The 24586-nt window shown below is 62.9% G+C and carries 21 protein-coding genes and 1 pseudogene; 3 read left to right on the forward strand and 19 right to left on the reverse strand.

Annotation, left to right across the window (positions count from 1 at the left end; translation table 11 throughout):
* The 3 genes and pseudogenes from C7438_RS09415 to acpS form a co-directional block, all read right to left on the reverse strand.
* Nucleotides 1-149, reverse strand: a pseudogene (locus C7438_RS09415) (transposase); the annotation flags it as partial.
* Between the two features lie 1226 nt (nt 150-1375).
* Nucleotides 1376-2395 carry a LolA family protein gene (locus C7438_RS07245; protein ID WP_121444707.1) on the reverse strand — a complete coding sequence of 340 codons (1020 nt, stop codon included), beginning with the start codon at nt 2393-2395 and terminating at the stop codon, nt 1376-1378.
* 58 nt (nt 2396-2453) lie between these two features.
* On the reverse strand, nt 2454-2864 hold the full coding sequence (acpS, locus tag C7438_RS07250) for a holo-ACP synthase (RefSeq protein ID WP_121444708.1): 411 nt from the start codon (nt 2862-2864) through the stop codon (nt 2454-2456).
* Between the two features lie 87 nt (nt 2865-2951).
* On the opposite strand from acpS, the gene C7438_RS07255 reads away from it, so the two are divergent.
* Nucleotides 2952-3269 carry a hypothetical protein gene (locus tag C7438_RS07255; protein WP_121444709.1) on the forward strand — a complete coding sequence of 106 codons (318 nt, stop codon included), beginning with the start codon at nt 2952-2954 and terminating at the stop codon, nt 3267-3269.
* Nucleotides 3270-3334: 65 nt separating this feature from the next.
* On the opposite strand, the gene C7438_RS07260 is transcribed toward C7438_RS07255, so the two are convergent.
* The 4 genes from C7438_RS07260 to C7438_RS09275 all read right to left on the reverse strand — a co-directional run bounded on the left by C7438_RS07260 (nt 3335) and on the right by C7438_RS09275 (nt 10371).
* Entirely contained in the window at nt 3335-4201 is an 867-nt protein-coding gene (locus tag C7438_RS07260; RefSeq protein WP_121444710.1) for a 2-oxoacid:ferredoxin oxidoreductase subunit beta, read from the reverse strand.
* Nucleotides 4170-5927: a 2-oxoacid:acceptor oxidoreductase subunit alpha gene (locus C7438_RS07265; RefSeq protein ID WP_121444711.1), complete on the reverse strand. Its 1758-nt coding sequence runs from the start codon at nt 5925-5927 to the stop codon at nt 4170-4172. The genes C7438_RS07260 and C7438_RS07265 overlap by 32 nt, the downstream gene beginning before the upstream one ends.
* Before the next feature lie 173 nt (nt 5928-6100).
* Nucleotides 6101-8869: a phosphoenolpyruvate carboxylase gene (ppc, locus tag C7438_RS07270; protein WP_211322135.1), complete on the reverse strand. Its 2769-nt coding sequence runs from the start codon at nt 8867-8869 to the stop codon at nt 6101-6103.
* Nucleotides 8866-10371, reverse strand: coding sequence for an HD domain-containing protein (locus C7438_RS09275; protein WP_121444713.1), 1506 nt, complete (start codon nt 10369-10371; stop codon nt 8866-8868). The genes ppc and C7438_RS09275 overlap by 4 nt, the downstream gene beginning before the upstream one ends.
* A gap of 95 nt (nt 10372-10466) precedes the next feature.
* On the opposite strand from C7438_RS09275, the gene murG reads away from it, so the two are divergent.
* Complete coding sequence (murG, locus tag C7438_RS07280) at nt 10467-11555, forward strand: undecaprenyldiphospho-muramoylpentapeptide beta-N-acetylglucosaminyltransferase (RefSeq protein WP_211322136.1); 1089 nt, start codon at nt 10467-10469, stop codon at nt 11553-11555.
* Nucleotides 11556-11633: 78 nt separating this feature from the next.
* Nucleotides 11634-12341, forward strand: coding sequence for a peroxiredoxin (locus C7438_RS07285; RefSeq protein ID WP_121444714.1), 708 nt, complete (start codon nt 11634-11636; stop codon nt 12339-12341).
* Between the two features lie 90 nt (nt 12342-12431).
* Here C7438_RS07285 and C7438_RS09165 read toward each other — a convergent pair whose 3' ends face one another.
* The 12 genes from C7438_RS09165 to C7438_RS07345 form a co-directional block, all read right to left on the reverse strand.
* A complete protein-coding gene (locus C7438_RS09165; RefSeq protein ID WP_170143634.1) occupies nt 12432-12977 on the reverse strand; it encodes a M15 family metallopeptidase in 546 nt (181 codons plus the stop codon).
* 497 nt (nt 12978-13474) lie between these two features.
* Complete coding sequence (locus C7438_RS09570; protein WP_170143635.1) at nt 13475-14350, reverse strand: peptidoglycan DD-metalloendopeptidase family protein; 876 nt, start codon at nt 14348-14350, stop codon at nt 13475-13477.
* A 251-nt stretch (nt 14351-14601) separates the two neighbouring features.
* Nucleotides 14602-15441 (reverse strand): M15 family metallopeptidase, encoded by an 840-nt coding sequence (locus C7438_RS07300; RefSeq protein WP_170143636.1) that lies wholly within the window; start codon nt 15439-15441, stop codon nt 14602-14604.
* 16 nt (nt 15442-15457) lie between these two features.
* On the reverse strand, nt 15458-16192 hold the full coding sequence (nagB, locus tag C7438_RS07305; protein WP_121444718.1) for a glucosamine-6-phosphate deaminase: 735 nt from the start codon (nt 16190-16192) through the stop codon (nt 15458-15460).
* A 133-nt stretch (nt 16193-16325) separates the two neighbouring features.
* Nucleotides 16326-17465, reverse strand: a complete 1140-nt coding sequence (gene mnmA / locus C7438_RS07310) for a tRNA 2-thiouridine(34) synthase MnmA (protein WP_121444719.1) — start codon at nt 17463-17465, stop codon at nt 16326-16328.
* Nucleotides 17462-18340, reverse strand: coding sequence for a DegV family protein (locus C7438_RS07315; RefSeq protein ID WP_121444720.1), 879 nt, complete (start codon nt 18338-18340; stop codon nt 17462-17464). The genes mnmA and C7438_RS07315 overlap by 4 nt, the downstream gene beginning before the upstream one ends.
* A 50-nt stretch (nt 18341-18390) precedes the next feature.
* Nucleotides 18391-19461 (reverse strand): GGDEF domain-containing protein, encoded by a 1071-nt coding sequence (locus tag C7438_RS07320; RefSeq protein ID WP_121444721.1) that lies wholly within the window; start codon nt 19459-19461, stop codon nt 18391-18393.
* A gap of 11 nt (nt 19462-19472) precedes the next feature.
* Complete coding sequence (locus tag C7438_RS07325; RefSeq protein WP_121444722.1) at nt 19473-20201, reverse strand: response regulator; 729 nt, start codon at nt 20199-20201, stop codon at nt 19473-19475.
* Between the two features lie 14 nt (nt 20202-20215).
* Entirely contained in the window at nt 20216-21370 is a 1155-nt protein-coding gene (locus C7438_RS07330) for a sensor histidine kinase (protein WP_121444723.1), read from the reverse strand.
* 134 nt (nt 21371-21504) lie between these two features.
* Nucleotides 21505-22725 carry a methionine adenosyltransferase gene (gene metK, locus C7438_RS07335; protein WP_211322138.1) on the reverse strand — a complete coding sequence of 407 codons (1221 nt, stop codon included), beginning with the start codon at nt 22723-22725 and terminating at the stop codon, nt 21505-21507.
* 127 nt (nt 22726-22852) lie between these two features.
* Nucleotides 22853-23659: a twin-arginine translocase subunit TatC gene (locus tag C7438_RS07340; RefSeq protein ID WP_121444725.1), complete on the reverse strand. Its 807-nt coding sequence runs from the start codon at nt 23657-23659 to the stop codon at nt 22853-22855.
* A gap of 31 nt (nt 23660-23690) precedes the next feature.
* Complete coding sequence (locus tag C7438_RS07345) at nt 23691-24572, reverse strand: ROK family protein (RefSeq protein WP_121444726.1); 882 nt, start codon at nt 24570-24572, stop codon at nt 23691-23693.
* Nucleotides 24573-24586 lie beyond the last annotated feature (14 nt).

The raw sequence follows: 24586 nt of genomic DNA on the forward strand, positions 1-24586 counted from the left end.
GAATGATGGCCACCAGGCTTTCTCGGCTCGCTGGCTCCGCTCCAAAAGGATGGGGAAGCAGCTGCCTTTGCGGAACTTGGGGTCTTGAACTCAATGGTACCTAGGCGGGTATCCCAAAGGCGAGACCGATAGCCGTTTCGATACGCCTTACCTTACACCTTTTGGCCCGTTCATTCGTATATATATTCTTCCATGCAAACTTAATAAGGAATACCACTAGGCCAGGTAGAATTGGTAAGATAAATGGTTACAAAAATACATTAAAACAGAAAAATTGCCATTACTTTTTCAAACGACTACTGAGCTGTTCTGCATTGACCACTCGTAATTGGTAGCCAAAGCAATCTCTCCATCCAAAATTTAAACACTGAAAGTAAAAAATCTCTAAATTGTTGCCAGTCATAATAGGAAAATGAATATATTCAACTACTCAATTCCTGAAAAAATTTTAAAAATATCAAAATTTAACACTTCATTCCTGTAATAGACTTTAATAGTTACAGCGAAAAAGCCTCCCCGAAATGTCGATGTACGTATCTTCCGCCACAGTATGTTACAGTGCAAGTAGCCATCAATAGGTCGATAATAGGCCAACAGAAGCGTATCAGGGGGAATCCAGATCATAATATCATGAACATGTATCATTTTTCTTTTCATTTTTTTATTTTTCATACATCTTCCCGTTCACATCCTTATGCACATGATGGTTTTTTTATTATGACTTGTACACAAGAGACAAACCCCTCGTACTCATACGTTGTCAACGCCACAGCTCACATACACTATTCTTTCTGACAAAAGTGTATCAAAGAGTCTAAAAGGCAGACAAGCACCGCTAGTATAAATCGAAATGCTTAACCTTGAGCCGGTAAACGCCCCAGAACCACTTCTGGGCAAATCCGCACTTAGAACAGGGATCCGCGAGAAGATTTAAGAATTATAAGGAATACAACTAAGAATCATGGGTAGGACAACTCGGCGACATAGGATGTTAGTCATCTATCTTATAGGAGGGCCTCGAAGATGTTGTGCAGTTCTGCATATCCTGATACTTGAACCAACAGACGTTGAAACGGTACGTATATTCTTAAAGAACACGCCAGGTGATCTGAGAGAAGCAGAACAGAACTTCGATAAAGGCATCTAACTTACTATATTATTTGCCGATATTAACATTTTTGGAAGGCTGGATTTCAGGGATGGGCGCAGGTGAGAGACGAAGGCCGAGTCGCATATCGAGTTCGATGCGCGAGGCACGACAGGTTCGAGGATCCACGCCGGTCCCCTCCTCGTCCTCATCTTACCCGACGCGAAAAGGGGAGGCAAGAAGACCTGCCTCCCCGACGAATGCCCCAGACGTGCACACGAACGTCGGCTACTTCCGCGGCAGGAAGATGGACTGGGCGACAGCGACAAGTTCGTCTTCCGGGACGTCTGTGCTCATGAGGCGGACGTCGAGACCGCGGTAGGTGAAACGCAGGATCCGCAAGTCGTCGCTCCGCGTGAGCCCTCCCCATGTGAACAGAAGGTCGACGGGGACGCCGTCTTGGGCGGTCACCATGAGCTCCCGCGCCGGCGAGACGGTGAGGGTGAAGCTCCGGCTCCCCCCGTAGCTCACGGTGAGGGTAGGAACGCCGTCGTCGTAGGTGAGCTGCGAACCCCTCCGCACGACCCCCTCCGGAAGGTACGTAGGTTCGACGCCTGCGAGGTCTTGGGCGCTCGGCGCCGCGGCGCCCGCCTGCGAAGTCGGGTTCTGCCCGAACTGCTTTTCCACGGCTTCTCTTCGGAAGTCCTCGGGCGATAGCGTCGGATTCCAGGTAAAGCCTTCGACGACGAAGCTCGCAAGCGTCTGGCCCTCGGAATCTAAGACGTCTACCTGTTTGGGGGCCAGGGTGTCGCGGTCAAATCGAACGACTTGCTGAGACAGAAGTCGGTTGGGGGCGTGGGCCTTGACGCGGAAGACGTACGTGCCGTCCTCTACTTCCATCGCCCGACCCTCGTCGGCGCGAACGCTTTCGACGAGGGATTCGAGGAGGTAGATCTGCCCCCCTTCTCCCGGCCAACGACTCTGAAAACGGAAGGTCTTTTTGAGTTCGGGCGCAAAGATGAACACGCCCTCCTCGTTCTTCAAGACGACCTGCCGGGTCTCGTTCTTCTCGCCGAGGATTTCCACTCGGTAGTACGTAGGCTTGAGGTGGGCAACGCGCACGCGGTACGCGACGGGCTCTCCGCCCGTCTTGAGCGTGAGCGTCCCCGTGGTTTCGTACGCCTTGGCTTCCTCTGCGCGCTTGGCGATCCTGCCGACGACGTCTTCCGGACGATCGGATGCACGACAACCCGCGACGACGAGCATAAGAAGCGTGACCAACACCCCGAGGATGTACCCTCGCCGCACGCCTTTCGCCCCCTCCGGACGTTTGTCTCACCCCATGTCTATGGGGAGTCGGAAAAGCCTATGCCTCGTCGGAGGTGCCGGAACCGTCGATCCGGAGGGCGAGGACGAAGGCGACGCTGTAGTTCCGTTCATGGGAAAGGGTAGCGTACAATAGGACGGGAAAGCGTCGCCTCGCTTCCGGTGAGAGTTCGACGAGGGGCGCCCCGGAAGGAGTGCGAAAGACGCGCACGTCGTGAAAGCGAAGACGCCCCCCGATTCCAGTCCCCAAAGCCTTGGCCGTGGCCTCCTTCAAGGCGAAACGGCCCGCCAGGAATTCTCCCTGTCGCCGGGGCTCGTCCGGAAATTGTTCGCGTTCGCAAGGGGCGAGAAGGCGCGCGACGAGCTTAGGCTTGCGCGCCAAAATCTCGGAGATGCGGCGGTTGTCTACGATGTCTACGCCGATTCCCACGACGGCAAGCGGTATATGCATCTTCCCCCTCCCCGGTCGCGCAGATCCATCCCGCCTCGAACGAAGGGCAAAGGGCAGGAACCGGCCCGATGCGAAAGGAGATCCTCCGTGGAACACGTACCCTTTACCCTCGTCCACGACGAAGAGCTCGACCTCGAGCTTCCCGTAGCCCACATCCCGCCGGAGCGCATGCCACCCGCGGCTCGCGATGCCTACTTCGCCGCCGTCGAGCGGGCGAGCGCTGCAATTCGCGACGGACTACGCCAGCGGGAAGCGCGCTTTTCCGATCTATACGCGAAAATTTCCGGCGGAGAAGTTGACCTCGAACTCTGGGAAGCGCTGGGAAACCTCACGCGCGAAATCGAGCGGCTCAACGTGCTCTACTACCAGCTTCAGGGGGAGCACCTCACGCCCCCCCGCTGCTAGGCCGCTATTTCCCAGGAAATACCAAATCGAGAAACGGGCGGCGCCGTGCGGCGCCGCCCGTTCGCTCAACGGAACTCCTCTTCGAGCTCGCGCAAGAGGGCTTCGTCCATCGGCCCCTCCGGAATTTCTCGCGTCCGAAGTTCGTATCCGAGGGCCGTTTGGTAGTCCGGCGTTTCCGGGTCCACGTAGAGGATCCCGTGTACGAGTCCCCTGTGCTCTTTGACGAAGCGGATAGCCTCTTCGCGGGTCGGGAAGGGTTCCTCGACGGTCACGAGGTGCTCCTTGTAGTAGTCGTACGTGAGTACCTTGTTGTACGTGACGCACGGGCTCAGGACGTTTACGAGGGCAAAGCCCTTGTGCTGGATCGCCCGCTCCAGGATCTCCGTGAGGCGCTTTACGTCACCGGAAAACCCTTGGGCGACAAACGTCCCTCCCGCCGCAATGGCTACGGACAGCGCGTCTAAAGGACGTTCCTTGTTGCCGTACACGGTCGTACGCGTCACAAACCCCAGGGGGCTCGTGGGCGACGTCTGCCCTTTCGTGAGGGAATAGACGCCGTTGTCCATGACGACGTACGTGATGTCCATGTTGCGCCGGACGGCGTGGAGGAAGTGGTTCCCTCCGATGCCGTACCCGTCGCCGTCTCCCCCCGTCACGATCACGTGCAAGTCCTTCGCCCCCATCTTGGCCCCCTGGGCGATGGGCAGGGCGCGGCCGTGGAGGGAGTGAAACCCGTAGCTCCGCATGTACTCCGGAACCTTGGACGAACAACCGATCCCCGAAACGTTGATGACCTCGTGCGGGGGAATTTTGAGGTTCACCAGCGCCCGCTGGAGGGCGGCGAGAACGCCGAAGTGGCCGCAGCCTGGGCACCAGGTGTTTACGTCGCCGCGGTAGTCCTTAAGCGTGGGCGCGCTCGGCGCGATGCTCATCGGCAATCCGCTCCTTTGCCTCCCGGACGATCCGCTCCGCAAAGAACGGACGCCCGTCGTATTGGGTAATTGCGGTCGAGTGTTCGTGGATGGGAAGGTGGCGCCGGAGCCACCCGAGGAGCTGGCCGGTGTAGTTGTGCTCCACGGTGATCACGTGCCGCCCGACGAGGAGAGTGCGGAGCTCCTCCACGGGGAGGGGTGCGAGTTGCTGGAGAAAGAGCGTACCCACGTCGTACCCCTCTTCCCGAAGGGCCGCGGCCGCCTCTTCCACGGGCCCGCGCGCCGAACCTACGGCGACGAGGAGCGTCGCGGCATCCGGGTGATCCACGTAGAACGGGTTTTGGATCCTGAGGCCTGTGAGCTTGCGCATCCGCTTTTCCATCTGGGCATTGCGTGCCTCGATCGTCTCGTCGATGTGGCCGTCCTCGCGGTGCTCGTTGGAGCTCGTGAGCGCGACGGCGTAGGGGTTCCCCGGGAGCGGCCGCGGAGAAATCCCGTCCTCGGTGAGCCGGTAGCGCTTGAAGAAAAACTCTCCGAGGGCCTTGGCCTCTTCTTCGCTCACGATCTTTCCCCGCCGGATCTCCACGCGGCGCGGGTCAAAACGCGGGGTCGTCTGCTTGTTCATCCCCAAACCGAGGTCGGAGACGAGGAAGACCACGGTTTGGTAAATTTCGGCGAGGTTCAAGGCTTCGGCGGCGAGGTAGAAGGCGTCTTCTACGCTCGACGGGTAGAGGACGATGCGCGGGAAATCGCCGTGGGCGGCGTGCAGGAGGTGGTTGAGGTCCCCCTGTTCGTGGCGCGTGGGCATCCCCGTGGAAGGACCCGCCCGCTGCACGTCTACGACGACCACGGGGGTCTCGCTCTCCCCGGCGAGGGCAATGGCCTCCGTCTTCAACGCGATTCCCGGACCCGAAGAAGTCGTCATCGCCCGTGCTCCGGCAAACGAGGCACCGATGGCAAAGGTAATCCCCGCAATTTCGTCTTCCACCTGCATTACCGCTCCGCCCCGCTTCGGAAGCTTGGCGGCGAGCCATTCCATGATCTCGCTCGCCGGCGTGATCGGGTAGGCGGAGAGGAAGGTGAGCCCGGCCATGTACGCACCGAAGGCAATCGCTTCGTTCCCCGAAAGGTAGAGGCGGTTGGGATCGATCTCCCGCGCGGGAAGGGTCTTTACCTTGTGGGCCAGGTGCTCTTGGGCGATCTCATATCCGCGATCTACAGCCCGCTTGTTCGAGGAGATGACGTCTGCGCCCTTTCTCTTGAACTGCTCCTCGATGAAGTGGTAAAACGCCTCCCGCGGGAGGGAAATGAGCCCGCCGGTGATCCCCAAGGCGATCATGTTTTTGGCGAGCGGGTTCCCCAACTCCGTGGCGATCGCCTTGAGGGGAAAGACGGCGAGGGTGTAGCCGTCCTCTTCGGTCACCTTGGTCCCATCTCCCTCGAGGATTACCACGGCACCGGGCTTTAGCTCCGAACGGTGCACGGGAAGCGTCTCGTCGTCGAAGCCGACGAGGATGTCTACTTTGTCCCCGTGGAAGTGCGTCGGAGTGGGCGTCGCACGCACCTTGAAATCCGTGTGCCCGCCCTTGATCCGACTCTCGAATTGGCGGTACGTGGTCACGTAGTACCCGTAGCGGAAGAGCGTGCGGGCGAGAATCTCTCCCGTCGAGTCGATTCCTTCACCCTGTTGCCCACCCACCTTCCATTCCAGGGCCGCGAGTTCCATCGACTTCACCCCGCCTCAAGTGTTGTTCCGCCCTTCCCGCAGGGAGGGGCGGTCTGTGTATATGGGAAAGTATAGGGAAACGGCTCCTGTACTGCAACATCTCTTTGGGAAAATTTTTTCTTACCTGCGAGCCTCGCCGGACCGAGGAGCGCGCCCGCAGCCTGCCGCCGGAGCTACCCCGTGTTCCTCAGACCCACGGCGATTCCCCCGATGGTGAAGAGGACCTCCTGCGTGAGGGCGTGGATTTCCGAAGGATCGGCCCCTTCTTCGCGCCGACGGCGGAGGAGTTCGAGGAGCATGACCTGGAACACATTCAGTGGGTCGACGTGCGGATTTCGAAAGGCGATGGAGGCGCGAATGGTCGGAGAACGCTCGAGGAAATCCTTCTGCTCGGTGATCGCGAGAATCGCCTGGCGCGCGAGCTGGTAGTCGCGGGAGATCTCGGCAAAGATCCGCTCGGCTTCCGCAGGATTCCGCGCAAGGCGCAGGTAGCGCCGCGCCGCACCGAGGTCGGCCTTAAGGAGCGCCATCTGCAGGTTGTCGATGAGGGTTTCGAAAAACGGCCAGTGGCGGTACATCTCCCGGAGGCGCTCGAGCCCACCTTCCCGTGCGAGGAAGGAGGCGAGCGCCTCGCCAGAGGCGTACCAAGCGGGGACGAGCTGACGGCTCTGCGTCCAGGCAAAGACCCAGGGAATCGCCCGCAGGTCTTCGAACCCCCGACTCTCGCGGCGGCGGATGGGGCGCGACCCGATCTCGAAGTACTGCAGCTCTTCAAAGGGCGTCGTCTCTTCGAAGTAGCGGAGGAAGTACGGATCGCCGAAGACCGTCTCGCGGTAGCGGCGAAAGGACGTGGCGGCGATCTCCTCCATCGCCTCGCGCCATTCGGGATGGTTTTGCTCGTCAGCCCCGCCCAGGCGGTCGGCGAAGTAGTGGGCGAGCATCGCCGCCGCCGCCTGTTCCAAGCTGCGCAGGGCGATTTCCGGGAGGAGATAGCGGTCGGAAAGCACCTCGCCCTGCTCGGTGAGCTTCATTCCCGAACCACGGAGGACGAGGGGCCGGGAAAGGATGCTCCGGTGCAGGGGAGCTCCGCCCCGCCCCAATGCGCCCCCCCGCCCGTGGAAGAACTTGAAGCGTACGTGGAACCGCTCGCCCAAGGCGGCGAGCTCGACCTGCGCCTTGTAGATGTACCAGTTGGCCGCAAGCGTCCCGCCGTCCTTGCTCGAGTCGGAATACCCCACCATGACCTCCTGGAGATCGCCCCGCGACCTTAGGATGTCCCGATATGCGGAGAGGAGGAAGAGTTCGCGCATGACCTGGGGGGCGCGCCGGAGGTCGTCGATCGTTTCGAAGATCGGAACCACGTCGATGTCGCTCTCGGGAGTTCCGTCGGCGGAGAGGCGCACGAGCCCCGCTTCCTTGGCGAGCAGGAGGACTTCCAAAAGGTCGCTCGGTTCGGTGGCCATGCTCACGATGTACGTGTGCACCGCCTCGCGGCCGTACTCGCGCTGAAGCTCGCGCATGGCTACAAAGACGCGAAACACTTCCTCGGCCTCTGGATCGTAGCTGTAAAACTCCGAGCGAAGGGGGCGAGGGTCGCGAAGCAGGCGGGAGAGAAGCTCGACCTTGACCTCTTCGGGAAGCCGGGTGTAGTCGTCGGCGACGCCAGCCGCCTTGAGGTAGGCGGCCACGGCGCGCTCGTGCCGCGAGCTGTGTTCCCGAATGTCGAGCGAGGCGACGTGAAACCCAAAGAGTTCCACCTGGCGGATGAGCTTGCGCAGCGCCTCGGGCACGCGGCGCTTGGGGTGGTGTGCCTCCATACTCCGGGCAATCTGCCTGAGGTCCTGGAGGAACTCTTCAGCGCCGCGGTAGCGGCCCTCTTCCCCCCGCTCCGTGCGGCGGAGGCGCTCGGCGACGATCCTAAGCTTTCTCCGGTAGATCTCCCGCTTCCCCTTCCACGGGTACCCGTCTTTCAGGTAGCGGGCTTCTTCCTCCTCTACTTGGGCGATGAGCGTCGGGCTCACGGGAACGAGATCGGCCGACGGGCTTAGGCGCATGACCAGGTCTTCCACCTGGGCGAGGTACTTCCGTACGGCGAGTTCCCTGTGGCGTCTGAGCGTTTCCAGCGTCACGTCCACGGTGACGTGCGGATTGCCGTCGCGGTCGCCTCCGATCCACGAACCAAAGCGGATCACCGGGGGTACCTCGAAGCGAAACTCCGGATAGGCGCGGCGGAGCTCGTAGGCGAGCATCTCGTGGACTTCGGGAAGGACGTCCCACAAGGTCACGTCGAAGTAGAAGAGGCCGTGCATGACCTCGTCCAAAACCTTGGGGCGCTCCTCTTTGAGTTCCATCGTCTGCCAGAGGATTACGATCTCGTCGAAGAGGTCCTCTTCGAGGCGCTCCCGCTCGTCCTCCGTGAGGTCCTCGCGGTCGAGGCGGGCGAGGAGCGAAGCGATGCGCCGGTGGCTCTCCAATGTGGTGCGGCGTGCCGCCTCCGTCGGGTGGGCGGTAACCACGAGCTCGAGGGAAAGCGTATACAGGGCCGTCTGAATGCGTTCCGGGGGAACGCCCCGCTCGCGCAACCGGAGGAGGATGTCCCGGATGGAATTCGGCTGTGCCCCCTCCTTGAGGAGGTACTCGCGGCGGCGGCGGATTCGGTGGTTTTGTTCCGCGATGTTCACGAGGTGGAAGAACACGGCAAAGGCGCGGATCACGTCCCGGCGGAGCGTGGGAGAAAGGCGTGCAACGTAGGACCAGAGACGTTCTTCGGCTTCCGGACTCGGGGAGTTTCGCAGTTCGGTGGTGAGGGCGCGGATTTCCCGAAAGGCGCGCACGAGTTCCTCGCCGCCGTGAAAGGCGAGGACCTCCTCGAGGCGCGCGCCCAGGCGGGCTACGTCTTCCAGAAGAGGGCGCAGGCGAACTTCGAGCGCTTCCGTAGTCACGTGTTCACCTCCCCGGAGCCGCGAAGGGGGGAACCCTTCCGCCGTATTTTCTCCCAAATCTCTACGGCAAGGTCGGAAAGCTCGCGAAGGACGTAGATGCGCCGCTGCGTGAGGGGGCGGTTCGTGAGCACCTGAAGGAGGAGGGACACCTCCGAAAGCGGTTTCGCCCTGCCTTCGCGGTCGTACACGTAGACGTGGAGGTCTTCGGCGCCCGCCGCCTTCCCGTTCTTCCCGCGGGAAAAGAAGGTATCCTTGTACGGTACCGTGTCCGTGGAATCGTAGGCTACGGCGTACTCGCGGATTTCCTCTTCCCTCCACCCCGAAAGGGAGGGCGGTTTGCGGCGGAGGAGTTCCTCGAGGAGGGCATCGCGAAAGCGGACATAGACGGGGGGAAGCTCGCCCCCGCTGGGCGACTTTGGGGGGGTACTTTCGAAGGTGGCGGGATCCCCCTCCTCTTCTACGTCCAGCCCGCGCATGGGCCGCCTGGACCAAAGATCCTCCGCGAGCTTTCGGAGGACCGGATCGTCGCACGTACGGCGCACGTCGCTCACAAACGCCCACACGCTTTCGTCCGTAAGGGAGAGGTACGTAGCGACATCTTCGGGGCGGTTCGGTTGCAAATCCCCACGGAGGAAGGCGACTAGCGGCCGATCTACCGTGCATCCCCCGCGCACGGCGAGGTCGCGCGCGCGGCGGAAAAGCGAACGGGCGAGGATTTCCGCACCTCGGGTTGTCTTGTGGAGGTAAACGTGCTTATACATATAGTACCGAGCCATGAAGAAGTCTTCTGCGATGCTCACCCCCTTCTCACGGTCGAGCCCGACCTCGATGACGCCGTGCACGCGTCCCAACCGGAGCGAGTGGATAAGCCACGGCAGATCGAAACGCCCGTAGTGCGCCCCGGTCATATAGGCGTCGCGAACGAGGTAGTCCATGCGGTCTACGTCGAGTTGGCTCGCCAAAAGCTTCCGGAGGGCCGCCTCCCCGGGCTCTTCTTGGGACGCGTTGGCCGCGTGCGGTCGCTCGAGGATGCGCGCGACGGCCTCGGGAAGTTCGGCCCCTCCCGCACGCTCCAGGACTTTGCGCACGTCCGAATCGGAACGCACCACTGCCGCACTCCACATCTCGTGCGGCGCGTGTACGGCGTCTTCAAGGGCGTGCGAAAACGGCCCGTGGCCGACGTCGTGGAGGAGGGCGGCGGCGAGGGCCACCTTTCGCCGCTCGAGCAGAGCCTCGACGGCTTCACGGCCTTCGGGAGAACGCGACCGGAGCTCCGCCAGCTCCTGGTGAAAACGGTCGAGAACGCGGCGCATGAGGTGCGCCACGCCCAGGGAATGAAGAAAGCGCGTGTGTTGGGCACCGGGATAGACGAAAAACGAAAGGCCGAGCTGACGAATGTGATGTAGCCTTTGAAAGGCGGGCGTATCCACGAGGTCGAAGAGGAAGGCGTCTTCGTCGGCAAAGACGATGAGGTCGTGCAGCGGATCGCGAATCGCCCGCACAGCAAACCCTCCTCGCGCCCGCCGGATCCTGCGGGATCTGGGCGGGCGGTGGACAATTCTCCTGCCCCGCGCAGCCAGGGAAGGGGGCTTCCCGATTGAACAACCGACTTCCCAAGCGCATCGTCCTCACCGGCGGCGGAACGGCCGGGCACGTGATGGTCAACGTAGCGCTGATCCCGCACCTCCGCGCCCGCGGCTGGGAAGTACACTACGTGGGATCGCCCGACGGCATCGAACGCGACCTCATCGCCCGCATCGAGCCTCCCGTACCTTACACCGCCGTAAAAAGCGGGAAACTTCGAAGATACCTGGACTACAGGAATTTTATCGATCCCTTCCGCGTCCTGCAAGGAAGCGTCCAGGCCGCGCGCGTCCTCGGGAAACTCCGCCCGCGCGCCGTCTTTTCCAAGGGGGGGTTCGTCGCCGTCCCCGTGGTCTGGGCGGCGGCCCTGCGAAGAATCCCCGTCTTTCTTCACGAATCCGACCTCACTCCCGGCCTCGCCAACCGCCTTTCCCTACCCTTCGCCACGGAAGTGTTCGTCACCTTCCCCGAGAGCGCGGCGTTTTTCCCCCGGAAAAAGAAGGTAGTTCCCGTAGGCCCGATCGTGCGCGAAGAGCTCTTGCGGGGCGATCCGGCCCGCGGGAGGTCGATCTGCCGGTTCTCGTCCCATCGGCCGACCCTCCTCGTGATGGGGGGAAGCTTGGGTGCGGAGCCGATCAACCGCACGCTCCGCGCCGCCCTCCCCCTCCTCGACACCTTTCAAATCCTCCACCTCACGGGCCGCGGGCGCATCGATCCTGCGGTGCGGGCCGTCGGGTACTGCCAGCGGGAGTTCCTCTACGACGAACTTCCGGACGCCTTGGCCGCAGCCGACCTCGTCATCTCGCGCGCGGGAAGCACGGCGATCTTCGAACTCTTCGCCCTGCGAAAGCCTATGCTCCTCATTCCGCTCCCGCGCGGGAAGGGGCGCGGAGATCAGGTGGAAAACGCCCGGTATTTCGCCGATCGCGGGTGGGCGCGCGTACTCCCCGAAGAAGACCTCACGCCGGAACGCCTCACCGAAGAGATCCGCCGCCTCTACCGCGAACGCGAGGCGTACGTTCGTCGCATGGAGGCCGCGGCCGGAAACTTAGGCAACGGCCTCGAGACGATCGTCGCGCACCTCGAAACGCTCGTCCGCTGAAAAAAACGGGTAACCTGTGCACGGGATTCCGTCCCCCCGCATAGGGTGAAAGGGAAATCGCCTACGGGAGGGACGGGGATGGAGGACTTCGTGCGTATCGGCGACCGCTTCCCCGAGATGGAGGTCCTCACCACGCAGGGAACCCTTCGGCTCCCGGAACACTTCCGCGGCAGATGGTTCGTGCTCTTCAGCCACCCCGGAGACTTCACCCCCGTGTGCACGAGCGAGTTCATCTCCTTCGAACGCCATATCAACGAATTCCGCCGCATGAACACGGAGCTCATCGGCCTCTCCGTCGACGAAGTATACGCCCACCTGAAGTGGCTCGAGTGGATCCAACAGAAGTTCGGGATCCCGATCACCTTTCCCGTGATCGCAGATCCCCTGGGACGCGTGGCGAGCCGCCTGGGCATGTTGCCGCGCGGGGGCACCGCAACCGTGCGCTCCGTCTTCATCGTAGACGAAGCGGCGACCGTTCGCCTCATCCTGAACTACCCCGCCGAGGTAGGGCGCAACATCCCGGAAATCGTGCGCGCGGTTCGCGCCCTGCGCCTCGCCACCAGCCTCCACGTATCCACCCCGGCAAATTGGCCGCAAAACGAGATCATCGGCGCCCAGATCTTCCTCCCGCCGCCGCGGACGGGCGAGGAAATCCGCGAGCGCTACGAGCAGATGAAAAAGGGCGAGATTCAGTGCTTCGACTGGTGGATGTGCGTGGCGCAGGCCCAAGACGAAAAAAAGGCGCCTCCAAGCAAGCGGGGAGAGGCGGCCGCGAATCCTTCGTAGGCGCGGCGTCCGGCGAACGGAAAAAGGCCCCGGCCTTTCGGCGCGGGGCCGTTTTCCTCACGTTCACGCGTTTTAGGAAACACCAATTGGCTAGGGGGTTCCCCCGCCGGCCGAGGCGCGGCGGGCGAGGTATTCTTCCAGAACTTCCCCCGTTCGCGCCATCTCCAAAGCCGCCTCGCGACCCACGTACCGAAAGTGCCAAGGCTCAAACACCACGCGCGTCACGCTTTCTTTGCCCCGAGGGTAGCGAAGGACAAAGCCGTACTCCGGCGCGTGCGCCGCAAGCCACTTGCCGAAGGGAGTGTCGGCAAAGGTGGCGTCCATCCCGCGACCTTCTTCCAAGATGTCCGCCGCAAGTCCTGTCTGGTGCTCGCTCGCGCCCGGCGGCGCCACGCTGTAGATGTGGGGCTCATCCGTCCGGTTCCCGTACAGCGTGGCCTGAAGCTCGTAGGAACGGAAACCGGAGACGAGAATGGGGCGAAAGCCGGCCGCCTGGGCGTCGCGGAAGAGGGCCTCGAGCGCACGGGCCGCCTCCGCCCTAAGCAGGGCCCGTTCGTCCCCCCACGCGCTCCGCACGTTCACGCGCACGAGGTCCGGTGGGCGATACCCTTTGGGCAGGCGGTGCTCTGCGTTCACGAGGACGAGGATGCTCTCCCGTTCCGCGGGGGGGATAATCCCAGGCGACGAAGAAGGCTTCTCTGGTGGGGGCGTCGGCGGTTTCGAAGGCGGAGCTTGCGGCGGAGTCTGCGCGGGAGGAGGCTCTGGCCCGGAAGGCGTTTCCCCAGCTCCGGGCTCCGGAGCTTGTGGGGGCGGCGGAGGGAGATCTTGGGATGGGTCCTTCAGCGAAGTATCGGAAGAAGGAGGCGGTACCGCAGGCGGGGGTGTGGTCTCTTCGCCGCATCCTGCGAGCAAGACAAGAGAAAGGAGGAGTGTCCCGATCCCTGGCACCACTCGGATCTTTCTCCTGCCCGCTTCGGCCCCCTCTCTTCCCTTCCTGCGCGGCATCGGAATCCTCCTTACGGAACGTCTTTATCACTTGGAGTATACTCCGAAATCCTCTACTAGGAAACCGCCGCGACCCACTCCGAGACGAAGTGCCTGCGAACGCGCAAGAGACGTGTCTCAGGAGGAGATCAAGGCCGACGCACGAGCGTGAGGGGATCGACGGAGCGCCCGTTCACCCACGTACCGAAGTGTAGGTGAGGGCCCGTGCTTCTCCCCGTGTTCCCTGAGAGGCCGATGGTCTGTCCCAGGGAGACGCGCTGGCCTACCTGGACGTCCACCCGGCTCAGGTGCCCGTAAAAGGAGGTCACGCCGTCGCCGTGGTCGATGCGGACGTAAAGCCCGTACCCTCCGTTCCACCCGGCGTACGTCACCGTGCCGGCGCGAAACGCAAATACGGGCGTTCCCGAAGGTGCCGCGATATCGATACCGTCGTGAAATTTCCATTGTCCGTCAATAGGATCGATCCGCATCCCCCACGGGCTCGTAATCGTTCGGTAGGCGGTGGGAAGAGGCCATACGGATGCCGGACGTGTGTACTCCGCGGCGATGTACGCCGTATTGCCCCGGTATACAATCAGGTACCAGTTGTACGGAGAGCCGCGGACGAGGTGGACGACCTCAACCCGTTCTCCCCACCGCAGTTGGCCCAAGATGGCGTACCCCGTTCCCGGACCGCTGCGGACGTTGAGGACGTCCGCCGTGACCTCGACGACAGGCCATCCGCGGACTACGCGGGTATAGGCCCCGGAAATCCACCCACGCCCCGCCACGTGGTACCACGTGCTTACGCCCTCGATCGTCTGCCCCGACGGGGTGAGGTCGTCTACCGTTACCCTTTGCCCTCGGTATAGGACGCCGACGATGCGCGCGTTTGTCGTCGGCGCTTCGCGAATGTTGAGGGCGTCTGCCGTCACTTCGACCTCCGCCGTAGGGTCAATCGGCGGCCCGTCTGCCCAAACCGGAGCGGGAATGAGAAAGCTCGTCCAAAGCAGAAAAAGTACCATCGCGCTACCCGCTAAGCGCGCCGCCATGCGCCTTCTGTTTCCGGAAAACACCGATCCTACGCCTCCTTTCTTCTTCATCTCGGGATCCATGGAATCCCCAGAATTCATTGTACTTCGCGCATCCGTCCTTTTGTGTAAATTTTTGGTTAAGCACGAGCAAAAAAAAATGCTCCCGGGAAGTCCCTTCCCGGGAGAAAGCGTCGCCTTTTCGTCGGGCAGACGAAAGACAGAACGGCAGAAGGGGCCCAAACTCAGTTCCCTTCGCCCCGCGCGGCGAGGTACTCTTCGAGCACGACGTTTGTTCGCGCCATCTCTTCGGCGGCTTCGCGTCCGACGTATCGGTAGTGCCAAGGCTCGAAGACCACGCGGGTGATCGCTTCCTTTCCTGCAGGGTAGCGGAGGACGAAGCCAAATCGCGGCGCGTTTTCGCTCAACCACCGGGCGAGCGCCGTGTGCGCGAACTCGGGCTGCAAAAGGTACTTCCCGTCTTCTTGGCCCAGATCGACGGCGAGTCCCGTCTGGTGCTCGCTTGCGCCCGGCGGCGCCACGACAAAGACTTCCGGCTCTTCGTCTCGGCCCCCGGTCTGCCGCGCGTAGAGTTGCGCCTGAAGGGCGTAGGAGCGGTATCCCGAAACGAGCACGGGGCGAAACCCTCTCTCTTCCGCGGCGCGAAAGAGCTCTTCTAATGCCCGGGCGGCTTCTCTTCTGAGCAAGCCCCGCTCGTCTCCCTCGGGAATCCACGCCCGCACGGCGGGGCGGACGAGGTCCGGGGGGCGGTACTCGGCGGGCAGACGCCGCGTTGCGTTAACGAGGACGAGAACGCTTTCCCGCTCTTCCGGCGGAACGAACACCCACTTCGGCCGTTCCGCGTCGGAATGGAGGGGTTCTTTGGATTCCCCGGAAGGCGTCCCCGCTCCCTCCGAGGGAGCCGACGGTTCCTCCGAGGGAGCGGGAGAAGGGGAAGAAGCGTCGGACGACCACGACGGAGGGAGATGCGGGGAAATCCGGGCCGAACAACCTACCCCGCAAAAGGAAAGCCCGAAAAGCGCAAGGGCGAGCCCCAAGACCGCCTTCCGGGGGCGTAGGCGCAAAATTCCACCCCCTACCCTACCTGCGCACGCGCGAAAGCGCCGCTTCGTCCGCGATGACCCATACCTCGGGGTGGCGGTGGAGGGCAGAAGCGGGAAGTTCGGGATCGAAATCGCTCAACGATAGGAGTTTGGCCATCGCCTCGGCTTTGCTCTCCCCGCTCGCCAGGAGGATGATCTCGCGGGCGCGGAGGATCGTCCCAAGGCCCATGGTGATGGCGTGCGTGGGAACCTCCTCCGGTCGCTCGAAAAAGCGAGCGTTTGCCCGACGGGTGCTTTCCGTAAGCTCGACCACGTGCGTCCGGCTTTCCAGGGGAGTTCCCGGCTCGTTGAACCCGATGTGCCCGTTCGGGCCGATGCCGAGGATCTGCAAGTCTATCCCACCGGCGGCTTCGATGGCTGCTTCGTAGCGCGCGCACTCCTCGTCGAGGTCGGGGGCGATTCCGCTCGGAATATCCCACCGTCCCGCAGGCAGGTCGATGTGGTCGAAGAGGTGCTCGCGCATGAAATACGCGTAGCTCTGAGGGTGATCGGGAGCGAGGCCGACGTATTCGTCGAGGTTGAAGCTCCGGGCCTCGCGAAAGCTCAGCTTCCCCGTCTGAACGGCGGAAACCAAACGTTCGTACAGGCCCACGGGGGTCGACCCCGTTGCCAACCCCAAGGTGAGCTTCGGGTTGGCCGACATGCGCTCGTACACGATCGCAAAGGCTTCGTCGGACATCGCAGCGTAGTCCTTGACGCGGATGAGGCGCATCTCCTTCGCCCCCTACCCATTCCGAATCGGTCCCCGGAGGACCACGACGAATACTTTACGCCTCCCGAGGTCGGGTGAAAAGGGGGAATTTCGCAAAAGAAAATTCTGTGTTTCGGGGACGATGGGGGGGCATCTACACGAGTCGACCGAACGGGCGATCGGCGAAAAAGGGGCGCTCCACGCGAACAATCGTCGCGCCCCCTACCACCATCTCGCCCTCGTAGAGGACGAGGGCCTGGCCCGGCGTGACCGCCCATTGGGGGGTGGCAAAGCGAAGGTATACTCGGGTTTCGTCGGCGTCGAGGACTACGGCCTCCGCCTCCCGCTGGCGGTAGCGCGTGCGCGCGGCGAGGCGCGTTCCAGGGGCGGGTATTTCTCCGGCGGTCCACACGGCCTCCTCCGCCTCCAACCCGACGGCAAAGAGGGAAGGGTGTTCCCTCCCCTGGGCGACGTAGAGAATTCGGCGATCCACGTCTTTGGCGGCGACGTACCAAGGACCTCGCTTGCGACGTCCGCGGCCGCCGAGGCGCAACCCCTTTCGCTGCCCGTGGGTATAGAAGTGCACGCCCTCGTGCATGCCGAGGAGTTCTCCGTCGTCTACGTCGCGTATTTCCCCCGGGGCTTCCGGGAGGAAGGCGCGGAGAAACGGGCGCATGTCTTCCTCCCGACCGACAAAGCAGAGCCCCACGGAGTCCGGCTTCTCCGCCGTGGGAAGTCCTACAGAACGGGCAAGGGCGCGTACCTCGCGCTTCCGCCACGTTCCCAAGGGAAAACGGAGAAAGGGGAGCACGTGCGGCGCAAGCGCGTAGAGGAAGTACGACTGGTCCTTCGTTTCGTCGACGCCCTTGTAAAGGGCAAGGGCTCCGGCCTTTCTCGGGTGGGGAAGAATGCGCGCGTAGTGTCCCGTGGCGAGGAATTCGGCCCCCCGTTCGAGGACGTATTCGAGGAGGAGGCCAAACTTGACCTCGCGGTTGCAGAGGACGTCCGGGTTTGGGGTAAAGCCCTTCCGATAGGCGTCGAGGACCGGCGCAAGAACGCGTTCGCGAAAGGCTTCCGTAAAGCGCACCTCTTCTACGGAGATCCCGAGAAACTCCCCGACGCGGCGAACGTCGGCAAAGGAGTCCGCGCCGCACGTACCGCCGCAGGGAGCGTCCCAGTTGCGCATGTGCACGCCTCGGACCTCGTAGCCTTCCTCGCGCAAAAGGTACGCGACGACGGAAGAGTCCACCCCCCCGGAAAGGGCGACGGCAGCCCAACCGCTTCCGCTCTTCAGCCGATCTCACCTGCCCGTTCGGCAGCACTCAAGGTATACCACCCGAACCCCACGGTCCCCGGACCTACGTGTGCGGCGATGACCGGCGGAAACGTGCGGAGGACGAGCTCGACTTTGTCGCCGTAACGCCCCCGCAAATCTTCTACCCAGCGGCTCGCCTCTTCTGCCATGGCGCAGTGGATCACACCCACGCGGGCGAAATCGACATCTGCCAAAGCGCGGTCAAGTTCTGCAAACACGCGCGCCTTCGCACGGGCGAACGTTCGTTCCTTGTCGAACGGGACGAGTTTCCCGTCCTCAAAGGTGATGATCGGCTTGATGCGGAGGAGTGAACCTACGATGTACTCCGCACGCGTGAGGCGGCCTCCGCGGTGCAAATGGGAGATGTCGTCTACGACGAAGAGGGCGCGCAGGCGCGACGCCACCTCGTTCATCCAGCGGACGACGACTTCCACGGGCTTTCCCGCCCGGTGAAGGCGCATCCCCTCTTCGAGGATCCATACCATGGGGTGGACAGTCATCTTGGAGTCCACGGCGTAGAGGGGAAACCCGACCATCTCCGCTGCCTTCACCGAAGTCGCCCAAGTTCCGCTTAAGCCAGAGGAAATGTGGACGGCGATGCCTAGGTCGTAGGAGGCTTTGAGGCGCGTGTAGAGCTCTACGAATTCCCCGATCGTAGGTTGGGTCGTCGTCGGCAGGACGCGCTCTTCTCGGAGGCGGCGGAGGAATTCCTCTTCGCCGATGTCGAGGTTTTCCCGGTAGGCCTTTTCTCCAAAGACGACGGACAAGTAGACGATGTGCACGTCGTTCGCGCGGGCGAATTCGGGGTCGATGTTCGACGTGGAATCGATGATCCACGCGATGCGCTCGCCCATGGAGTCACCGTCCTTCGACAGGCATTCGTTCGCAGCGCGAAACTCTGGGTTCACGGTGGAGCTTGGTTTGCGCTGGCGATGCGGTTGCGGCCCCGGCGCTTCGCCCCCAGGTACATGGCCCGGTCGGCACGGTGGATGAGGCCGGCAACGTCATCGGCATGTTCGGGAAACGTGGCAACCCCGATAGACACCGTCACCCGGGGCGGATCGAGATCGGGGGTGGGAGAGGGAAGCTCGAGTCGGGCCACCCCGCCGCGCAGGCGCTCGGCGACGCGCAACGCCGCAGCGTGGTCCGTTCGTGGCAAAAGTACGAGGAACTCCTCTCCCCCGTATCGGGCGAGGACGTCTTCCTTGCGCGTCATTCCCTTGAGGAGCGCTGCAAGCTGGCGGAGAAGTTCGTTCCCCATCTCGTGCCCGTACGTGTCGTTAAAGCGCTTGAAGAAGTCGATGTCGAGGAGGAGGAGGCTCACCTGCTCGCCCCGCTCACGCGCCGCCCGAAGCACGCGTTCGCCGATCTCGCGGAAGGGGCCGAAGAGGAGAAATCCCGTGAGGGCATCGCGCTGCGTTTCGGCTTCTTCCTCGAGTAGGTGGCGTACCCGGACGAGGACGTCCTCCAGAAGTCGGGCCGCAAAGCGCAAACGCCGCTCTTCGCGAGACGTGAACGGGCGGAAAGACGGGCGCAAAAAGACGAGCGTACCCCCATCTTCCCACCGGGCGGCGAGGACAGCGTAAGGGCCTACGACGGTTTGAAGGAGGAAACGCCGGACTTGGCCGCGGCTTAAGCTCCCGCTTTCGAGAACTCGAGACTGCAATTCGCGGCAGAAAACCCCTTCGCGGTCTCTCCCCCACCCGAGGGCGTCCGCGTGCTTCCCGACGTAGCACTCGTCGCCTTCGGAAAGGTAGAGAGAAAAATCGAAGGGAAAGATCTTCTCGAACTCCGCAAAGGCCCGCGCGACAAACCTCTCTTCGTCGGGGGAGGAGTGAAGTTCCGCAAGAAGGCGGTGCAGGCGTGCGTATACCTCTGCCTCTTCTCGCCAAAGGTTCCACGTAAGGGCTCCCCCTGCGGCAAGCGCCAGAGCTCCCCCGCCCAAACACGCTAGAGAAAGCACTCCGGGTTCCATGGCCCGATGCCTCACGTCTTGCCCGCGGCGTCGCTTTCGCCGACGCGGCGGACGTAGTGGAGGGCTTCGATGGCGAGCTTGGTTCGCTCGCTGATGTTCAACTTGATCCGAATGCTCGCAAGGTGGTTCTTGACCGTCTTTTCGCTGATCCCGAGCCGTTTGCCGATCTCCCCGTTGGACAGCCCTTCGGCCATGAGGAGGAGGATGTCGCGCTCGCGCGCGGTTAGGCGTTCCCATCGTTCTCCAAGGACAGAATCTCGTTCGGCGGGAGAAGGAGCGCTGCTCGCGCGCGCCGGGCGCTCTTGAAGCGAAAGACGGCGAAGCTCAGCGATCACGTACCCGGCGAGCCGCGGATGGAGGTACGCACCCCCGGCGTGTACGGCGCGCACGGCGGAGACGAGCGTCTGGGCGTCGATCTCCTTGAGGAGGTAGCCGTCCGCCCCGGCAAGCAAAGCGCGTCGCACGTACTCCTCGTCGTCGTGAATGGAGAGCACGATCACGCGCGTGGGAAGTTGCAGGGCTCGGATCTTACGCGTGGCCTCGATTCCGTTCATTTCCGGCATGTTGATGTCCATGAGGACGACGTCGGGGGTGAGAAGCGCCGCCTTGTCTACGGCCTCGTGGCCGCTTCGGGCTTCCCCCACGATCGTAAATCCCTCTTCCTGGCCCAAGATGTGGCGCAACCCCTCGCGGAAGAGGGCGTGGTCGTCCGCCAAGAGGATCGTAATGCGCTCATTCACGCAGGAACCCTCCTTCATTCGCCGACGTCCCTCGGGATCTCCACCGTCACGATTGTCCCGCGGCCGGGCTCGCTCAGGACGTTGGCCTTCCCACCGACGAGCTTTGCGCGTTCGACGATTCCCATGAGTCCGTACGTCCCCCGCCCATCCCGCACCTTTTCGGGTACGAACCCCCTTCCGTCGTCGGCTACCGTTGCCCGAACGACGTGGGGGAGAAACGCGATCTCCACGGAGACGTTCCGCGCCTCTGCATGCTTGATCGCATTGGCCACCGCCTCTTGCACGATGCGAAACAAGGCGATCTCCACGGGACCGGACAGGCGTTGCTCTTCGCCGACGACGTGGAGTTCCACGGCAGGAAACCCCTCACGTCGGTACATCTCCAAATGCTTGGATAGGGCGGAAACGAGGCCAAGGTCGTCGAGATGCATGGGCCTTAGGTCGTAAATCACCTTGCGCACGTCGGCGAGGGCGGCGCGCAAGATTTCCCGGAGAGAACGCAACTCCTCTGCGGCGAGGGCGGCATCGCCTTCGCGGATTCGCCTTTCCACCAGTTCGACCTTGAGCAGGGCGAGGGCCAAACTTTGGGCGGGGCCGTCGTGAATGTCGCGGGCTATACGACGCCGTTCTTCTTCCTGCGCCTCGATTACCTTAAACCCGAAGAGCTGCCGCGAAAGGGCCGACTGAACTGCCTCGGACATGCGCGCGAGGTCGCCCTTGAGATAGTCGAGCACCACGCTCATCTGGAGGAGGATGGACTCCGCCTTGTCGATCGTGCGCAAGAGGTTCTTGTACCGCTGTTCGAGCTCGTCACGGCGCTTTCGCAGGAGCTTTTCGCGTTCCTGTCCGAACTGGAGCGTCGCGAGCATCTCGCTCGCCGCCTCGTACGCCTCGCGGATGTCGCGTTCCGAGTAGCGGGAAAAGTTCCTGCTCACCTCGACGAGGCGCTGGCGGAGCTTGCGGTATTCCCGCTCGCGTCGGTCGTTTTCGGCGATGAGGAACTCGATCTCCCGCTTGAGCTTTGCGAGTTCCTCTTCGACGGTCCGGCTTTCTTCCCGCGCCTGCTCCGCGATGTCGAAGACCTGGGCCTTTGCCGCCTCCATCGTGCGCACGGTGTGGTCGAGGATGCGCTCCAGCGTTTCCAGGGCAGGAAACGTCCCTTCCTCCATCCCGTTGCCCCCGCAGCATGCCTTTGTGCACGATTCTACCACAAGTGCCCGCCCGGGCGGCAAAAGGCCAGAATGAGAAAGCCCGGCACGTGTCGTGCCGGGCGGGGGATGTGCCACAGCCTTGGAGGAACCCTTTAGCGACCCCCACGGGCCGAAAGCCAAGCCTCGGCCGCGCGGCGGAGTACCTCGGCGCGGTCCGTCCGTTCCCACGGGACGTCCAGGTCCTCTCGGCCGAAGTGCCCGTAAGCCGCCAGGTTCCGGTAGATCGGCCTCCGCAGGTCGAAGTCGCGGATGATCGCGCCGGGGCGGAGGTCGAAGTGTTCGCGCACGAGCTCGACGAGCTTCGCATCGGGAATGCGGCCGGTGCCGTACGTATCCACGCGGATGGAAATGGGATGCGCCACGCCGATGGCGTAGGAAATCTGCACCTCCGCGCGGTCCGCAAGACCTGCAGCGACGATGTTCTTGGCGACGTAGCGGGCGGCGTAGGCCGCAGACCGGTCGACCTTCGTCGGATCCTTGCCGGAAAACGCGCCGCCGCCGTGGCGGGCGTATCCGCCGTAGGTATCTACGATCACTTTGCGTCCCGTCAGGCCGGCATCTCCCTGAGGCCCCCCGATGACGAAGCGCCCGGTCGGGTTGATGAAAAAGCGCGTACGCTCGTCGAGGAATTCCCGGGGGATCACCGGCCCCACGACGTGCTCGAGCAGGTCCTCCTTGAGCACTTCGTACGGAACGTCGGGGTCGTGCTGGGCCGAGATGACCACCGTATCGATACGCACGGGGCGATGGCCCTCGTATTCTACGGTCACCTGGGTCTTTCCGTCGGGACGAAGGTACGCGAGAAGGCCGCTCTTCCGCACCTCCGCCAGGCGACGGGCGAGGCGGTGGGCCAAGTCGATAGGAAGCGGCATGAGCGTCGGCGTTTCGTTTACGGCGAAGCCGAAGACCATACCCTGGTCTCCCGCCCCGATGCGCTCGGCTTCGTCTTCCGCTCCTCGGTCGCGCGCTTCCCACGCACGATCCACACCCATGGCGATGTCTGGCGACTGCTCCTTGAGCGACACGAGGACGGCACACGACGTCGCGTCGCAGCCGTACGCGGGATCCGTATAGCCGACTTCGTGGATCACCTGGCGCGCGATGTTGGCCACGTCTACGCGCGCCTTCGAGCTGATCTCCCCGAAGATGAAGACGAGTCCGCCCGTGGCCACCGTTTCGCAGGCGACGCGGGCGAAAGGATCTTCGCGCAGGTATGCGTCGAGCACCGCGTCGGAAATCTGATCACAGAGTTTGTCGGGATGGCCCTCGGTGACGGACTCGGAGGTGAAGTAGTGCCGTTCACCCGTGTCCACAAAGATCCCTCCTCTCGTTACTTCTGTTGTTCTCTCGCCCTCCTCGCAAGTATGCGCAAACGAATTGCGAACGCGATCTCTTTGGGGGGAGAAGTCGCGTCAAGTATAGTCAAGCCCTTCGGGGGTGTCAAGAAAGAGGCGGGGAGCTCTCTCCGGCGGTCGAAGAGGGAGGACGGTCGAGAAAGCGCGTCGAAAAAATCCCCGCTTCGTAGAGGAGGATCAAGGGCACGGCCCCCGAAAGGTGGGCCAAGATGTCCGGCGGGGTGATCATGGAAGCCGTTACGTACAGAATGAAGTAGGCGTACTTTCGGTAGCGGCGGTACACGGCGGGCTTTACCCATCCCAGGCGGGCCAAGGTGTACATGACGAGCGGCGTCTCGAAAAAAAAGGCCATGGGAAGCGACAGGCCCACCATGAAGGCGAAGTAGCGCTGCACGCTGTAGTACGGCTCGATGTGGAACGCCTGACTCAAAGTCAGGGTGAAGCGAAACAAAAACGGAAAGAAGACAAAAAGCCCGAAGAAGAGCCCAAGGACGAAGAGGAAAAAGGCGATGAACACGTAGCGAAACCCGCGGAAGGGACGTCCCGTGACCGAAGCGTAGACGAAGAGGGCCTCGCGAACGACAAGGGGGATGAGGCAGGCGATGGCGATCACGTTGCTCAGGAGGAAGTACACCTGAAAGCCGTCCATGGGGGCAAGCACGTAGAGGGTGATCTCAGGGCGAAAGAGCCGATACAGGTGCGGAGCCCCGAAGAACCCGAGTACGAGGAAGGCCGCGTACCCTACGAGGAGACGGATGAGCGACTTCCTCAACGCCGGGCCGTATAGGCGGAGCCATTCTGCCAGGGACTCCCGACCTGCGGCCACGATGTCGCGGCGGAAGCGCCGCCGGAGATACCGTTGCCCGGCCCGCACGAGAAGTTGCCAGGGCATGACCCTTCCTCCTTCTCCGCCGCTGCGCCGGCTAGGCGGGAAATTCTTCGCGCGCCAAAGCGAGGGCGCCGAGCACCCCCGAACGATCTCCCAAGGCCGGCGGCACGAGGTACGTCTCCGCGTGCATTGGGGCGTCGAAAGAAGTATACCCCGCCAGAAGAGCGGAGAACTTGGCGCGTACCAGCCGAAGCACGACCGGACGGCTTCCTACTCCGCCTCCGAGGACGATCCTCTCGGGGGCGTAGGCGTACGTCACCGCAAGGAGGCCGTGGGCGACGTAGTGGGCGACCGTGGGCCATACGGGGTCGTCTTCGGCGAGTTCTTCGCCCCGCCTTCCCGTCCGCCGTTCCACCGCAAAACCAGAGGCCAGTCCCTCCCAGCAAGACCTGTGGTACGGACATGCTCCGGGAAAATCGTCCCCATCGGCACGCGGGAGAAAGATGTGTCCGAACTCCGGGTGCCCGCCTCCGCCGACAAACCTACCCCGCTCTACGTAAGCCACGCCGATCCCCGTCCCTACCGTGACGTAGGCGAGGGAACGAAGTCCGACCCCAGAACCGAGGTGCAGCTCCCCCCACGCGGCGGCGGCGACGTCGGTGACCACGCGCACGGGGGCGCCGAGGACCTCTTCCAGGCGGGCACGCAAGGGAAATCCCTGCCAACCGGGCTTCGGCGTGGCCCGGAGCACACCGTAGTCCGGGCGTTCCGGAACGACGCCGACGGGGCCAAAGCTTCCCAGCCCCACGGCGACCAACGGATATGCGGCGAGCGTTTCCGCAACGCGACGGACGGTCCGCTCGGGATCTTCCGTTGGGATGCGGCATGTGCAGAGGGGAGGACCCGACCGTCCGCCTACGGCGAGGAGCCACTTCGTCCCCCCGGCTTCGATGCCCGCCCAATACCTACCTACCATCCCGCGCACCCCCG

The organism is Brockia lithotrophica (genome assembly GCF_003633725.1).
Lineage (GTDB): Bacteria > Bacillota > Bacilli > Thermicanales > DSM-22653 > Brockia > Brockia lithotrophica.

Coding starts and splice junctions, on each gene's coding strand:
- C7438_RS09570 (WP_170143635.1), bottom strand. CDS start 14,350: ATGGTACTTTTTCTGCTTTGGACGAGCTTTCTCATTCCCGCTCCGGTT.
- C7438_RS07320 (WP_121444721.1), bottom strand. CDS start 19,461: ATGGAACCCGGAGTGCTTTCTCTAGCGTGTTTGGGCGGGGGAGCTCTG.
- C7438_RS07315 (WP_121444720.1), bottom strand. CDS start 18,340: ATGGGCGAGCGCATCGCGTGGATCATCGATTCCACGTCGAACATCGAC.
- C7438_RS07265 (WP_121444711.1), bottom strand. CDS start 5,927: ATGGAACTCGCGGCCCTGGAATGGAAGGTGGGTGGGCAACAGGGTGAA.
- C7438_RS07330 (WP_121444723.1), bottom strand. CDS start 21,370: ATGGAGGAAGGGACGTTTCCTGCCCTGGAAACGCTGGAGCGCATCCTC.
- C7438_RS07260 (WP_121444710.1), bottom strand. CDS start 4,201: ATGAGCATCGCGCCGAGCGCGCCCACGCTTAAGGACTACCGCGGCGAC.
- C7438_RS07345 (WP_121444726.1), bottom strand. CDS start 24,572: ATGGTAGGTAGGTATTGGGCGGGCATCGAAGCCGGGGGGACGAAGTGG.
- nagB (WP_121444718.1), bottom strand. CDS start 16,192: ATGCGCCTCATCCGCGTCAAGGACTACGCTGCGATGTCCGACGAAGCC.
- C7438_RS07340 (WP_121444725.1), bottom strand. CDS start 23,659: ATGCCCTGGCAACTTCTCGTGCGGGCCGGGCAACGGTATCTCCGGCGG.
- C7438_RS07285 (WP_121444714.1), top strand. CDS start 11,634: ATGGAGGACTTCGTGCGTATCGGCGACCGCTTCCCCGAGATGGAGGTC.
- acpS (WP_121444708.1), bottom strand. CDS start 2,864: ATGCATATACCGCTTGCCGTCGTGGGAATCGGCGTAGACATCGTAGAC.